This window comes from Leclercia adecarboxylata, assembly GCF_006171285.1.
In the GTDB taxonomy this organism is placed as follows: Bacteria; Pseudomonadota; Gammaproteobacteria; order Enterobacterales; family Enterobacteriaceae; genus Enterobacter; species Enterobacter barmai.
Map to the genome: position 1 here is coordinate 100,536 of NZ_CP040889.1, position 14,062 is coordinate 114,597.

Here is a 14,062-nt window from a genome sequence, read left to right on the forward strand (position 1 = left end):
GCGGCTACGCCTTACCCGGCCTACAGACTACTTTGCCGTTTTGCGTTTACCTAGGCAACGTGACTCGCCGCCACATCCAGCAGCGCCATCTCATCGCTGTTCAGCAGCTTCTCGATATTCACCAGAATCAACATACGGTCCCCGAGCGCTCCCAGACCGGTCAGGTATTCGGTGGACAGGGTAACGGCAAACTCCGGCGCCGGGCGGATCTGCTCGGCGGTGAGGGAGAGCACGTCGGACACGCCGTCAACTACGATCCCGACCACACGCTGGCCGAGGTTGAGCACGATCACCACCGTGTTGTCATCATACTCGACGTCGCCCTGGCTGAACTTCACGCGCAGGTCGACGATGGGCACGATAACGCCACGCAGGTTGGTCACGCCTTTAATGAAATCGGGCGTGTTGGCGATGCGGGTCACCTGATCATAGCCGCGGATCTCCTGCACCTTCAGAATATCGATACCGTATTCTTCGTCACCTAAGGTGAAAACCAGGAATTCCTGCCCTGATGGCTCGCCGGCCAGCTTGGTTACATTACTCATACCGGTCATTTTTTTACCTTCTTAACTGAATCAGGCGGCTGTGTGCGCCATACGTTGTTCACGATTTAATCCCTGAAGCGCCGAAACATCGACGATCAGCGCCACACTACCATCGCCGAGGATGGTGGCGGCTGAAATGCCAGGTACTTTGCGGTAGTTGCTCTCGAGGTTCTTCACCACCACCTGATGCTGACCAATCAGCTGATCGACCAGCAGCGCATAGCGGCGACCTGCGCTTTGCAGAATGACCACAATCCCCTGCGTGGCTTCGGTTTTGGCGCCGTCCACGTCAAACACTTTCCACAGTTCGACCAGCGGCAGGTATTCGCCACGCACTTCCAGCACGCGCTCACCGCCTGCCAGTGGATGCAGATCTTCTTCACGCGGCTGGAGTGATTCCATTACCGCATTCAGCGGCAGGATGAACACTTCGTCCGCCACTTTTACCGACATCCCGTCGAGGATCGCCAGCGTCAGCGGAAGCAGAATGCGAATGGTAGTACCTGAACCCTGCTTCGATTTGATCTCAACGTGGCCGCCCATCTCTTGGATGTTACGTTTCACCACGTCCATGCCCACGCCGCGCCCGGAGACGTCCGTCACCTGCTCAGCGGTGGAGAAGCCCGGGGCGAAGATCAGCATGCCCACTTCTTCGTCGGTCATGTTTTCGCTGACCGCCATCCCCTGGGAGATCGCCTTCGCCAGGATGCGCTCGCGGTTAAGGCCCGCGCCGTCATCGGTCACTTCGATGCAGATGTTACCGCCCTGGTGTTCCGCAGAGAGGATCAGGTTGCCGACCGGGGATTTCCCTGCCGCTACACGGTTCTCCGGCAGTTCGATCCCATGGTCAAGGCTGTTACGCACCAGGTGCGTTAACGGATCGATAATGCGCTCGATCAGGCTCTTATCCAGCTCGGTGGAGCTGCCCATCAGGGTCAGTTCAATCTGCTTGTTGAGCTTACCGGCGAGGTCGCGCACCAGACGCGGGAAGCGGCTGAAGACGTACTCCATCGGCATCATACGGATGGACATCACCGATTCCTGCAGGTCGCGGGCGTTGCGCTGCAGCTGGCCCATGCTGGTGATCAGATCCCCATGGTTGACCGGGTCCAGCTCGTTAGAGCGCTGGGCCAGCATCGACTGGGTGATCACCAGTTCGCCCACCAGGTTGATCAGCTGATCCACCTTTTCAACGGCCACGCGGATACTGGTCGATTCGCTGGAACGTGCGGCCGGCTTTTCGCGCTCGCTACGGTTTGGCGCGGCGGATTCGCCCGGCACGGCTTTCAGCGCCGGCGCGGCAGGTGCAACAGCCGGTACCGCAGGAGCAGCCACCACTTCAGCCTCTTCCACCGCCTCGGCCACCGGGGCATCGGTCACGGTTTCAAAGTCGATCTGCTCAGGTTCAATGACAAAACAGAGCACCGCGACCACGTCATCTTTACTGATGCCGCCGTCGAGGTTAGCCGCCAGCGTGTCTTTGCCTTTCACCACGTTGCTCAGGGTGGCGAGATTGCTCAGCTCTTCTTCCAGAAGGTTAACTTCGCTCTCTTTCAGACCGGACAGCACCACCCGCAGGCGGTCGTCAGCGGCAGGTGCGGCCACCGGGGCAGCATCCACAACGCTCAGTTTTGCCGGGCTGACGGCAACGGCTGCCGTTTCGCCTTTGGCTTCCAGCGCTAACTGACGCAGCGCGTTGCAGATGTATTCAAAGCTGGCAGCGTCCGGCTCTTCCGAGCTTTTATAGGCATCGAGCTGTTCCTGCATAATGTCTTTCGTTTCCAAAAACAGGTTAATAATGTCGGTATTGAGCTGCATCTCACCGCGTCGGGCTTCATCAAGCAGGTTCTCCATCAGATGGGTGGTCTCCTGCAAAATGGTAAAGCCAAACGTACCGGCGCCCCCTTTAATGGAGTGAGCTGCACGAAATATGGCGTTAAGCTGCTCTGAATCCGGCGCCTCAGGCACCAGATCCAGCAGATGTTGCTCCATATCCGCCAACAGTTCGTCGGCTTCATCAAAAAACGTCTGGTAAAAATCGCTAATATCCATGCTCACGCTATCACCTCGGATTGGCTGGTGGCGATGTTGGAACGGCAGCCGAAGGCTCAGGGCCTGGCTGTTTTAAATCATCCAGTGACTCATTCTGGCTTTCGGCGTTTTCATGCAGGATGGCCTGCTCCGCCTGCTGGTTGAGCACTAAGAGACTAATACGACGGTTGATGGCATCTTCCGGCCCGCGGTCGGTCATGCGCATGGTTGCCGCCATGCCGACGACCCGCAGCACTTTGCCATCGTCCAGCCCGCCGATCACCAGCTCACGACGGGATGCGTTGGCACGATCCGCGGAGAGCTCCCAGTTGCTGTACCCTTTTTCGCCACTGGCGTAAGGGAAGTCATCGGTGTGACCGGAAAGGCTGATTCGGTTCGGGATCCCGTTCAGCACCGGCGCAATCGCACGCAGGATGTCGCGCATGTAAGGCTCCACCTCGGCGCTGCCGGTTTTAAACATTGGACGGTTCTGGCTGTCGATAATCTGAATGCGCAGACCCTCCTGGACTAAATCGATCTTCAGGTGTGGACGCAGGGCGCGCAGTTTCGGATCTGCCTCGATCAGCTGATCCAGGTCGCCACGCACTTTTTTCAGGCGGCTCTGCTCCATGCGTCTTTTCAGCTCGTCGATGTTCGGCTCGCGCTTCACTTCGCCCTGCTTCTGCGTGTAATCATCTCCACCGCCCGGGATCGGACTGTCGCTGTTGGAGATGCGCGGACCACCCGACACCGCCGTGGCCAGCGGGGTACGGAAATATTCTGCGATCTGAATCAGCTCTTTCGGGCTGGAGATAGAGATCAGCCACATCACCAGGAAGAACGCCATCATCGCGGTCATAAAGTCCGCGTAGGCGATTTTCCAGGAGCCACCGTGATGGCCCCCGTGCCCTTTATGCTTGCGCTTTTTGACTATGACGATGGGATGGGACTGGTTTTTCATGCGTCCTCAGTGCTCGTCTGCTGGTTTGGGTTCTTCACCGCGCGCACGTGTTCTTCGAGTTCAATGAACGACGGACGCTCGCTGGAATAGAGGGTTTTACGACCAAACTCGACCGCGATCGGCGGGGCATAACCGTTGAGGTTAGAGAGCAGCGTGATCTTCACGCACTGCATCATTTTGGTGGTTTCGGCGCTCTTCTGGCGTAATACGCTGGCCAGCGGAGAGATAAAACCGTACGCCAGCAGGATCCCGAGGAAGGTTCCCACCATCGCGTGGGCGATAAGCGCCCCCAGCTCTGCCGCCGGACGATCCGCCGAGGCCAGGGCGTGTACTACCCCCATGACCGCCGCAACGATACCGAATGCCGGCAGGGAGTCGCCCACCATCGCCAGGCTGTTGGCAGGGACTTCGGCTTCGCTCTCGTGAGTCTCGATCTCTTCGTCCATCAACGCTTCGATTTCGAAGGTGTTCATGTTGCCGCTGATGATCAGACGCAGATAGTCGACGATAAATTCGAGCATCATCTTATCGGCGATAATGCGCGGGTAGCTGGCGAAGATCTCGCTCTCTTTCGGATTTTCAATATCGCGTTCGAGGGAGAACATCCCCTGTTGACGCGACTTGGCCATCAGGCGATAGAGCAGCGCCAGCAGGTCCATATACATACTTTTGGTGTATTTCGAACGACGGAACAGTAACGGCAACGCTTTTAACGTTCCCTTGATCGCCTTGCCGTTGTTGCCAACGATAAACGCCCCCACCCCTGCACCACCGATAATAATCAGTTCGGCCGGTTGATAGAGTGCCCCAAGGTGCCCGCCGGTCATCATGTAACCGCCGAAAACTGTACCGAGAACTACCAGGTAACCTAATACGATAAGCACGACATCATCCTTCCGCTAGTGACTTTAGCCAGGAGACAGAGTTCGGGGGTTTACCCACCCGCGGGGCAAAAAAAAGCAGCGGTAATCTCTTACCGCTGCTGGAATCTTGCCCACAGGTTCGGGTTAAACAGCCTGTTCGATCTGTTCATCCAGCAGTTGTGGATTACTATCGGCAACATCCCGGGAAAGTTTACGTCTTTTTACCGCTCGGGACGGTGGTTGGCACAAACTGCAGGCAAAGCTGCCGGCAGGCTGATGCGCGTGGGTGATAAAGTTACCGCTGCAGCAGTTGCAGCGAGACAGCTCAAGCAGTCCGCTCTCTACAAAACGCACCAGCGTCCATGCGCGGGTCAGGGCCAGCAGAGGACCTTCTTCAGGCTGCGGGCACTGCTCGAGGTAAAGCTTGTAGGCTTTAATCACCGCATCAACGCCGCTGCACAAGCCGGTTTTGAGCAGGTACTGCCAGGCATTACAGAACATGGAAGCATGGATATTTTGCTCCCAGGTCATAAACCAGTCGGTAGAAAATGGCAGCATGCCTTTTGGCGGCGGGCTGCCACGTAACTCTTTATAGAGTTTGATAAGACGACCACGGCTCAGCTGGGTTTCGCTTTCAAGCATCTGCAAACGAGCACCAAGCGTAATCAGTTCCATGGCCAGTTGAATGTCACGCGCTTCCTGAACAATGCTCTTCTCACTCATTTTTATGCTCTTTTCTTACGGGCTACGTCATCAGGCTGGCTGATTTCGTTAAGCAAACGGGTAGAAAGCAGAATGCCGGTGTGAACCTGTTGCAGGTCATCCACGCGGGATTCCTGGGTCAGCTGCGTAATGGTCTGGTGATTGTCAAAACGGAACTGGCAAACCAGCTGGTTAGTTTCAGCGAGTTTCACCATCTGCGGCAGCGTTAAACCGCCAAGCGTTGTGGCCATTTCTTCCTGAATGCCCAGCCGGAACATCGCGGAGGCTTTATCCTGGCTAATCAAACGTTGTGCAAGCAATAAATATGACAGGTTGATGTCATAAATGTGTTTTAGCAATTCGGATGTGTTCATTTATCCCTTCCCGAATAACACTTTAATTTCTTGTGCGGTCGACCCGCACCCCGTGATGTCGCCGGGAAAACCCCGGTAAAAAAAAGAAAAGGCTAAAACGCATAGTTGAATTAAGTTTTGTATCGATGAATCACGTCAAGAAAAACAAAGTTTGTCTCTTACACATTTATCACTTCTTACAATTAACTAAGATTTTTCCTAATTCGCGGCAACTTTACCCGTCCGGTGTAGGACATACAATGTGGCCCTGCCTGAAATTTAAAAAAAATGTGACGCAGATCACATAATTTGCGTGAATTCGAACCAAAAATCCATCAGCACTCCTTCTAATTTGGCTGTTTTATGAGCGATTAAGCGAAGAATATATTCTTCAGCCCCGAATATTCATGCAGAAGTATGAACTAAGACGGCATGTTACTTGCTGGTTATTGACATAACACAAATTTGTAACAATCGAGGATATATCTATCACAGAAACACTTTGTTTATTCCCATAAAAAACATAGCTTTACGAAGATAAATGATTGAAGTAATTGCTTTACGTTACCATTCAACAGCTGAAGGGTTCGCGGGGGTTTTGTTTAGAATTTGCAGACTTAAATTGTATGATTTACGTTAAGTGAGCGCATTTTGGACGTTTATGCAAGCCTTGCCCTATTCATTGCATAAGAATAATTAATGAATAATTATGATAAGCATCACACTAATGTCACCTTTGGCTCTTGCGCAAAAAAAGCAATCGCGCTAATGCTGAAGTATGTGCCTTAACCACACACTGAAGGTGGGTAAAATGAGCTATTCCCATATCCTTGTTTCTGTTTCGGTTTCTCCAGAAAGTCATCAATTGGTTGCCAAAGCGGTCGCCATCGCCAGGCCAACGCAGGGGCGTATCACGGTGGTCACGCTGATGGCCGAACCGGAGATGTATAATCAACTGGCAGCACCCATGCTGGAAGATATTCGTGGCGTATTACAGGAAGAAACCAGACAATTTCTCGAGGACCTTATTACTCGTGCAGAATATCCCATCGCGCAAACAGTATGCGCAACGGGAGAATTAAGCGAGCAGATAAGTGATATATGTCAAAAGCAGAATATAGATTTAGTGATATGCGGAAATCATAACCACAGTTTTTTCTCGCGCGCAGCCTGTTCCGCGAAAACAATAATCAACAATGCTCAAGTTGACGTGCTTTTAATTCCACTCAGCGCAGAATAAAACGCTGAGTGGAATATATCAGGCCAGTTTAGGGAAGGTTGCGACCTTTTTTTGCAGATTGCTCTCCACGCTGCGGGGAGTAATCTGGTTCAAATCCTCAATGAAGCGGGCCTGCCAGCGGTCGATGTCATTTTCACGGATCACTTTCATCATCTCCGCGTGACGCGATATACGCTCGGTGAGCGGCATATTCAGCGCGCGATGCAGCGCGTTGGCCACGTCGTCCCGGTCGTACGGATTGACGATCAGCGCCGAGGTCAGCTCATTGGCCGCACCGGCAAACTGCGACAGCACCAGCACGCCCGGGTCGGCCGGATCCTGTGCCGCCACGTACTCTTTCGCCACCAGGTTCATGCCGTCACGCAGCGGCGTCACCAGCCCGACATCGGCATAGCGGAACACTTTCATCAGGATTTTGCGCTCAAAGTGCTGGTTCAGGTAGAAGAGCGGCGTCCAGCCCAGCTGGCCGTAACGACCATTAATGCGGCCGGCTTCGGTTTCAAGCTGGTGACGGATGTCCTGATAGGCCTGCACCTCGCCGCGTGAGGTTGGCGCGATTTGGGTATAGCGGATCTTACCGTGGTGCTCGGGGTATTTTTCCAGCAGCGTCTCATAGGCATGAAAACGTTCCGGGAGCCCTTTTGAGTAGTCCAGACGCTCAACGGAAAAGATGTTTTTTACGTTCTTGAGCTCTTCTTTAAGTTGAGCCAGTTTAGGTGGTAACGGCCCGGATGCCTGGGTAGCGATGTCGTCCGGCTCAATGCCGATGGGATAGACCTCGGTGCGAAAACGCTTACCCCATGCGGAGTGTGAATCGTCGTCATGAGCGGTCAGCCGCGTTTTACTGGCGACGCAGTCGAGGAAGGCCAGACGGTCGTTTTCGGTCTGGAAGCCCAGCAGATCGTAATCGCAAAGCTGCTCGAGCAGTTCATCGCCCGGCGGCAGCGCGTTGAAGATCTCAGGCGTCGGGAACGGAATATGCAGGAAGAAGCCAATCCGGTTGTTGACGCCGCGCTTGCGCAGCTCTGCGGCAAACGGCAGCAGATGGTAGTCGTGTACCCACACCACGTCATCCTGTTTGACTAACGGTTGCAGCTTATCGGCCAGCAGGCCGTTGACCCGCTGATACCCTTCCCAGGCTTCACGCTTAAACTTCACCAGGTCCAGGCGATAGTGAAACGCTGGCCACAGTACGGCATTGGAGAACTGGCTGTAATACTCGTCGTAATTCTGTTCACTCAGATTAAACGAGGCCCAGGTGATGTTCCCGCGTGTCACCTTTTTTAGCGGTTTATGCTCATCACCGATATCCCCACTCCAGCCAAACCAGAGCCCACCCGTACTTTTTAACGCCCCCAGCACCCCAACGGCCAGGCCACCTGCGCTGGCTTTTTTATCATCCGGGGGAGCGATGCGGTTAGAAACTACGATCAAGCGACCCATAAGGTTTTCTCCTGTTAATTTGCGCTAATTGTTGTTCTTGTTGATGGTTAGCGGCTTTTATTACCCATTGCCAGACGTCAGGTACCGTTGCCAGCCGCCAGCTGGCTTTGGTCACACCTGCGCCGACCTTTACAGATACCCCTTTAAGCTGATTCACAACGTCAAAGCCATGCTCATCGGTGAGGTCATCACCAAAGAAAATCGGCGTTCTGCCGAGGAAAGGTGCTTCATGCATAAAGGTCGAGATAGCCTCGCCTTTGTGGATCCCCCTCGGTTTAATTTCGACCACGCATTTACCCGGCTGGAGCGACAGCTGCGGGTTGTCGTGCACAATCTGTTCCGCCAGCGCGAAAATATTCTGCTCATATTGCTGGGCCTGACGGTAGTGGATTGCAAATGCCATCCCTTTGGCTTCAAGTTCGGTGCCAGGCATATACAAAAGCGCCGTCGTCAGCTGCGCATGCAGCGTCTGGATCAAATCCGGAGGGAGTGAAACGGATTGCGAATGACCATGGATGTCGCGGCGCTCCGCCCCGTGTACACCGGCAAGGGGGAAACGGTAAGGTCCGGCGAGCTTGTCCAGCTCGTCCATTGAACGCCCTGATATCAATGCCAGTGCCCCTTCATTCAGCTGTGCCAGCTGATTCAATGCCTGGAGTACTTCTGCGGGAACCACTACCTCATCGGGATGCGGCTTGATGGTGGCAAGGGTCCCGTCGAGGTCAAAAAAGTACGCAACGTTTTCTGATAATACAGGCGGTGAAGTTAACGTATCGGCCACCCTGATCCTCCTTACAGTTGGCGAGATGAAAAACTGTTAACATCTCAGTAGCCATGTAAGTATAGACAGTGTGACGGGGCTCGCCATTTGACACCCCCTTCCCGCTACGGCTGGAAAGGGGGGCTACACTTAAAAGTTAGGTCTGGAAAGGAAGGAAAAAACGGTTAAACGGTACGCTTCGCTTTTTGTTTGTAACGGTCGAAGATCACCGCCGCCAGCAGGATGAGGCCACGTACCACGTACTGGGAGAACGGGGAGATGTTCAGCAGATTCATCGCGTTCTCAACGGTCCCCAGGATCAGGATCCCCGCTACCACATATGAGATTTTTCCGATGCCGCCTTTGAGCGATACACCACCCAATACGCAGGCAGAGATAACGATCAGCTCATAACCGATGGAGGTCATCGGCTGTCCGCTGGTCATACGCGAGGCCAGAATAATCCCTGCCGCCGCCGACACCAGACCGGACAGTACGAAGATGATGATCTTGGTACGTACCACCGGAACACCGGCCAGACGCGCCGCCTCTTCATTACCGCCAATCGCCAGGGTATTACGGCCAAAGGTGGTTCTGTTCAGCAGGAAACCAAAGATAATCAGGCAGCCGACGGTCAGCCAGATGGGTGCTGGCAGCCCGAACCAGTTAGCATAGCCGAGGGTGAAGAAGCGCTCGTCTTCGATCCCCACCGCTTTACCGTCAGAGATGATGTAGGCCAGGCCGCGCACAATCTGCATGGTGGCAAGGGTAGTGATCAGGGCGTTGATTTTCAGACGCGCAATCACGAAGCCGTTCACCAGCCCGCTGAGCACGCCGAGCAGCAGCCCCGCCGCCACGCCAATCCACAGGCTTTCAGTCATGTTAATGACCACGGCGGTGGTGACACCGGCACAGGCGATAACCGAGGCGACCGACAGGTCGAAGTCGCCGGAAGCCAGGCAGAACAGCATCCCACAGGCGACCATCCCGGACATGGAGATCGCCAGGCCCAGCCCCTTCATATTAATAAAGGTGGCGAAGTTAGGAACAAAGATAGCGCAGCCGAGGAACAGCACGGCAAACACCACCAGCATGCCGTATTGATCCCAGATCCGCCCAAAGCTGAAGGCCGACTTCGGCGCTCCGGATGTAGTGACAGAGGACATCTTATTCTCCTTACTCAGGCGACAGCCTGGCTGACTTTAGGCATGGCGAGGCTTAACGCCTGCTGTTCATTCGCCTGTTCATGTAGTAGTTCACCGGCAATGGCCCCTTCACGCATCACCACGATACGGTCGGCCACGCCCAGCACTTCCGGCAGATCGCTGGAGGCGAAGAGCACCGCCACGCCACGTTTTGCCAGGGCATAAATCACGTTATAGATTTCGTGCTTGGCCCCCACGTCGATACCGCGGGTGGGTTCATCAAGCAGGATCACTTTCATCTCTTCCGACAGCCAGCGGCCAAGTATGGCTTTCTGCTGGTTACCGCCGGAGAGGTTCATGATCAGCTGTTCCGCCCCCGGCGTTTTGATATTGAGGGAACGGATGTGGTGATCGGCATTGCTGACCTCCCATGTGTCGTTAATCAGACATCCGGCGCGAATGGTCTTGCGGCGGGCCGAAATATTGATGTTGTCCCGCACCGAGTGCACCGGAATGATCCCTTCGGCTTTACGGTCCTCCGGGCAGAGCATCATCCCGGCGCGAATGGCGTGGGCCGGTTTCTGAATGTCGACAGGCTCGCCGTCGATAAACACCCGTCCTCCGGTGATGCGGGTGCCGCCAAACAGCCCTTTCATCAGCTCGCTGCGCCCTGCCCCCACCAGCCCGAACAGGCCGACGATTTCACCGCTGCGCACGGTGAGGCTGATCGGCGTGCGCACGCCCGGGGCTTTCACCTCGTCGAGGCGCAGCAGCTCGCCGCCGTACTGGCGCGGCTCCCAGTGATAGATATCACCCAGCTCGCGTCCCACCATCGCCTGCACCAGCTGGTCATGGTTGACCTGCTGCATATCGGTGAAGGTGCGAACATAACGGCCATCTTTAAAGACGGTGATCGCGTCGCTAAGGGCGAAGATCTCTTCCATACGGTGCGACACGTACAGAATGATGCGCCCCTCTTTACGCAGCTCGCGGATCACGCGGAACAGGTTCTCGATTTCACGCGCCGACAGCGAACTGGTCGGTTCATCAAAGGCAATGACTTTGGCATTGCGCGCCAGCGCTTTGGCAATTTCCACCATCTGCCACTGGCCGATGGAGAGGTATTTGAGCGGGGTCTGCGGGTCAATATCGAGCCCAAGGTGCTTGAGCTGCAGACCGGCTTCATAGTTGAGCAGCGACCGGTTAACGAACCCGCCTTTATGGGGAAGCTGCCCAAGATAGATGTTTTCCGCCACGGTCATCTCCGGCACCAGATGCAGCTCCTGGTAGATGATGGCGACACCGGCGTTCAGCGCGGCGGTGGTATCCGCGAAGGCCACCTCTTTGCCCTGCAACGCCAGGGTGCCCGTGGTGGGGGCGTAGTTGCCGCTGAGGATCTTCAGCAGCGTGGATTTTCCGGCGCCGTTCTCCCCCATCAGGGCATGAACCTGACCGGCGTAGCAGTCAAAGCTGATGTCGGTCAGCGCGTTGACACCGGGAAAGGTTTTGCCGATGCCACGAAAAGAGAGATAGGGTGCAGACTGTTGCATAACGTCTCCGAGGATCGAGTAGTGAACGTCTGGCCCCCCGCGACTGCGGGGGGCACAATCACAGTAAGTTACTTACCGCCCAGTCCTTTTTTCTCCAGCTCTGCTTTGAAGTTGTCACGGGTGATCAGCACCACGTCGGTCACTTCGGTGAATTTCGCAGGCTCGGCACCTTTGGTGACCCAGTTGTAGAGCATTTCGCTGGATTTATAGCCGTGTACGTCCGGGCTTGGCAGCAGGGAACCGTAGAAACCGGTGGCCTGGGCTTTAGACAGTTCGCTCACCGCATCCACGCCGTTGATGCCGATACCGATAACGTCAGCGGCTTTGAAGCCCTGGCCTTCGGTGGCGCGCACGCCGCCCAGCACGGTGTTGTCGTTCATCCCGACGACCAGCCAGTGTTTCACTTCAGAGTGCTGCACCAGCATGGAGTTAGCTGCGTCGAAGGCGCCCGGGATGTCGTTAGATTTGGTTGGCACTTTGTAGATCTGTTTTTCCGGGAAGCCGGCCGCTTTCAGGGCATCCATCGAGCCAGTGGTACGACGACGCGCGGTATCCAGTTCGTCGGCGGTGATCGCCATCACCGCAGTATCTTTCACGTCCCAGCCGCGTTTTTGCATCTCTTTATACAGTTCCTGGCCCTGACGCTCGCCGATTTTGGTCGCCGCCATCATCACCAGCGGGACGGTATCCATCGGCGCGCCTTTGGCGTTGACGAACTGATCGTCCACCGCGATGACTTTCATGTCATAGCCGCGCGCTTTCGCCACGATGGCGGAGCCCAGTTTTGGGTCCGGAGTACAGATGACAAACCCTTTCGCGCCGCTGGCTGCCAGGCTGTCGATGGCGTTCAGCGTTTTTTCACCGTCCGGCACGGCAATTTTGATCACTTCAAAGCCCAAATCCTTCCCGGCTTTATCGGCAAATTTCCACTCCGTCTGGAACCACGGCTCTTCCGGTTGCTTCACCAGAAAACCGAGCTTTAAGTTCTCCGCCATAGCGGATTGTGACATAACGGCAGCCAGACCGATGGCCGCCAGCGCTTTAGTAAATTTGTGCATGGTTAACTCCAGCTTTAGCGTTCTAATTTGTAGGGGAAAAACAACTCAAATTGGTTTAATCGGACTTAAAACAAGGCATTAGCGCCAGACATGCAGGAAGCGCGTTTGCTTGAGATAGTTTTAGCGGGAAATTAATCATCCATAAGAGAGCGCCATCACACCGCAGAATTACAGTAATTGCGTACATACATTCAGCGAAAAATGACATAACTATGCGGGTATTTGTCGGACAATTAGAAAGGGTGAAAGCAGATTAGTCCATAAGATTAGCTAAGATATCCTTGTGATCCGGGCGCGCTGGCGCCCGGCGTTCTTTTACCAGGGATAATAGATGTGTTCGGCGTGATCGCGCACCGGGGTTTCATCGCCCAGCAGGCGTGCAGAGAGGGTCAGCGCGAAGTCGAAGGCATGGCCCAGGCCTTTGCCGCTGATGAGGTTGCCATCTTCCACCACCGGAGCATCAACGTACTCGCCGTCATGGATATCCTGCCAGAGGTCGCCCGAGCAGACGTAGCGACGGCCTTTCAGCAGGCCATTTCCGCCCAGCACGCGTGCAGCTGCGGAGCAGATGGGGGCGATGAGTTTGCCCGCTTCGTCATGGGCCGCAACAAAACGCACCACGTCGGCACTGGCGGCCAGATTCACGCTGCCCTGCGGCCCGCCCGGTAACACGACGGCGTCATAGTAGCTGTCGATGTTTTCACTGAGGGTGCTGTCCGCGACCATCGGGATATCATGGTAGCTCACTACCGCGCGCGACTCGGCGCAGGCCAGGGTTTCTACCTCAATGTGGAGACGGCGCAGGATATCAATGGTGATAATCGCTTCCGCCTCTTCAAATCCGGGTGCCAGCAGCACCGCAACTTTTGCCATGATGAACTCCATTTGATAAAAACATAAAACAACGTTTCATTTTCACAGAGAGCAGAGCGTTAAACTCCTTGCTGGATCACATTACGCACTATTTCCTGCGAAAATGATCTCGCGCAATTTTCAGCAGTTGTAAAAAGAAATTAATCATCAGAATTATCCCATCTCACGCATGTTAATTAAGGTTCATATGTCTGCTAGGCACAATTCTGCGAATAATCAAATAAATCCCCAAATAATGTGAATAACCACATAGGGTTAATTAGCAATAAATACATAAATTTCAAGTATTTCATTATTTTTACCATCCGGTTGGTCATGTCATTCTCTTAAACTATTTTAATTTCCTGATGAAAGGTAAGGTTTAGTAAGGATATATTTATAAGGATTTTCTTATAAGCGCACGGCTGATATTATGAATTCAGCCGGTGCCAGAAATGAATATCGGATCACATACACGGAGAACAGAATAACTTTATTCTGTGGTGAACTATCATTAACGCTGATGATTTACCAGGTTACATAAACGAAGATAAGGGAA

The 14,062-nt window shown here is 54.4% G+C and carries 13 protein-coding genes; 1 reads left to right on the forward strand and 12 read right to left on the reverse strand.

The window, feature by feature from the left end:
* Window positions 1-50 precede the first annotated feature (50 nt).
* The 6 genes from cheW to flhD form a co-directional block, all read right to left on the reverse strand.
* Window positions 51-554, reverse strand: a complete 504-nt coding sequence (gene cheW / locus FHN83_RS02325) for a chemotaxis protein CheW (RefSeq protein WP_032611989.1) — start codon at window positions 552-554, stop codon at window positions 51-53.
* Window positions 555-575: 21 nt separating this feature from the next.
* The gene (cheA, locus tag FHN83_RS02330; protein WP_039030854.1) at window positions 576-2,603 is read right to left on the reverse strand and encodes a chemotaxis protein CheA; all 2,028 of its coding nucleotides are present in this window, start codon (window positions 2,601-2,603) and stop codon (window positions 576-578) included.
* Between the two features lie 4 nt (window positions 2,604-2,607).
* Window positions 2,608-3,537: a flagellar motor protein MotB gene (gene motB / locus FHN83_RS02335; RefSeq protein ID WP_039030855.1), complete on the reverse strand. Its 930-nt coding sequence runs from the start codon at window positions 3,535-3,537 to the stop codon at window positions 2,608-2,610.
* Window positions 3,534-4,421: a flagellar motor stator protein MotA gene (gene motA / locus FHN83_RS02340; protein ID WP_039030856.1), complete on the reverse strand. Its 888-nt coding sequence runs from the start codon at window positions 4,419-4,421 to the stop codon at window positions 3,534-3,536. Before motA ends, motB begins: the two co-directional genes overlap by 4 nt.
* Before the next feature lie 123 nt (window positions 4,422-4,544).
* Window positions 4,545-5,123 carry a flagellar transcriptional regulator FlhC gene (gene flhC, locus FHN83_RS02345; protein ID WP_039030857.1) on the reverse strand — a complete coding sequence of 193 codons (579 nt, stop codon included), beginning with the start codon at window positions 5,121-5,123 and terminating at the stop codon, window positions 4,545-4,547.
* A gap of 2 nt (window positions 5,124-5,125) precedes the next feature.
* Window positions 5,126-5,476, reverse strand: a complete 351-nt coding sequence (flhD, locus tag FHN83_RS02350; RefSeq protein ID WP_039030858.1) for a flagellar transcriptional regulator FlhD — start codon at window positions 5,474-5,476, stop codon at window positions 5,126-5,128.
* Between the two features lie 790 nt (window positions 5,477-6,266).
* On the opposite strand from flhD, the gene uspC reads away from it, so the two are divergent.
* Complete coding sequence (uspC, locus tag FHN83_RS02355) at window positions 6,267-6,695, forward strand: universal stress protein UspC (protein ID WP_139563145.1); 429 nt, start codon at window positions 6,267-6,269, stop codon at window positions 6,693-6,695.
* A gap of 18 nt (window positions 6,696-6,713) precedes the next feature.
* Here the strand turns inward: uspC and otsA are convergent, their stop codons facing one another.
* From otsA to FHN83_RS02385, 6 genes are all read right to left on the reverse strand, one after another.
* Window positions 6,714-8,138: an alpha,alpha-trehalose-phosphate synthase gene (otsA, locus tag FHN83_RS02360; RefSeq protein ID WP_139563146.1), complete on the reverse strand. Its 1,425-nt coding sequence runs from the start codon at window positions 8,136-8,138 to the stop codon at window positions 6,714-6,716.
* Window positions 8,113-8,919: a trehalose-phosphatase gene (gene otsB, locus FHN83_RS02365; protein ID WP_139563147.1), complete on the reverse strand. Its 807-nt coding sequence runs from the start codon at window positions 8,917-8,919 to the stop codon at window positions 8,113-8,115. Before otsB ends, otsA begins: the two co-directional genes overlap by 26 nt.
* Window positions 8,920-9,083: 164 nt before the next feature.
* Window positions 9,084-10,064, reverse strand: coding sequence for an arabinose ABC transporter permease AraH (gene araH / locus FHN83_RS02370; protein ID WP_039030862.1), 981 nt, complete (start codon window positions 10,062-10,064; stop codon window positions 9,084-9,086).
* Between the two features lie 14 nt (window positions 10,065-10,078).
* Window positions 10,079-11,593: an L-arabinose ABC transporter ATP-binding protein AraG gene (gene araG, locus FHN83_RS02375; RefSeq protein ID WP_138369370.1), complete on the reverse strand. Its 1,515-nt coding sequence runs from the start codon at window positions 11,591-11,593 to the stop codon at window positions 10,079-10,081.
* A gap of 68 nt (window positions 11,594-11,661) precedes the next feature.
* Window positions 11,662-12,651 (reverse strand): arabinose ABC transporter substrate-binding protein AraF, encoded by a 990-nt coding sequence (araF, locus tag FHN83_RS02380; protein ID WP_039030864.1) that lies wholly within the window; start codon window positions 12,649-12,651, stop codon window positions 11,662-11,664.
* Between the two features lie 315 nt (window positions 12,652-12,966).
* Window positions 12,967-13,524 carry a DJ-1 family glyoxalase III gene (locus FHN83_RS02385; RefSeq protein WP_139563148.1) on the reverse strand — a complete coding sequence of 186 codons (558 nt, stop codon included), beginning with the start codon at window positions 13,522-13,524 and terminating at the stop codon, window positions 12,967-12,969.
* Window positions 13,525-14,062: the final 538 nt, after the last annotated feature.

Bases quoted from the DNA above. Each gene is read 5' to 3' on its own strand.
- cheW (WP_032611989.1), bottom strand. From the start codon at position 554: ATGACCGGTATGAGTAATGTAACCAAGCTGGCCGGCGAGCCATCAGGG.
- motB (WP_039030855.1), bottom strand. From the start codon at position 3,537: ATGAAAAACCAGTCCCATCCCATCGTCATAGTCAAAAAGCGCAAGCAT.
- flhC (WP_039030857.1), bottom strand. From the start codon at position 5,123: ATGAGTGAGAAGAGCATTGTTCAGGAAGCGCGTGACATTCAACTGGCC.
- flhD (WP_039030858.1), bottom strand. From the start codon at position 5,476: ATGAACACATCCGAATTGCTAAAACACATTTATGACATCAACCTGTCA.
- uspC (WP_139563145.1), top strand. From the start codon at position 6,267: ATGAGCTATTCCCATATCCTTGTTTCTGTTTCGGTTTCTCCAGAAAGT.
- otsA (WP_139563146.1), bottom strand. From the start codon at position 8,138: ATGGGTCGCTTGATCGTAGTTTCTAACCGCATCGCTCCCCCGGATGAT.
- araH (WP_039030862.1), bottom strand. From the start codon at position 10,064: ATGTCCTCTGTCACTACATCCGGAGCGCCGAAGTCGGCCTTCAGCTTT.
- araG (WP_138369370.1), bottom strand. From the start codon at position 11,593: ATGCAACAGTCTGCACCCTATCTCTCTTTTCGTGGCATCGGCAAAACC.
- araF (WP_039030864.1), bottom strand. From the start codon at position 12,651: ATGCACAAATTTACTAAAGCGCTGGCGGCCATCGGTCTGGCTGCCGTT.
- FHN83_RS02385 (WP_139563148.1), bottom strand. From the start codon at position 13,524: ATGGCAAAAGTTGCGGTGCTGCTGGCACCCGGATTTGAAGAGGCGGAA.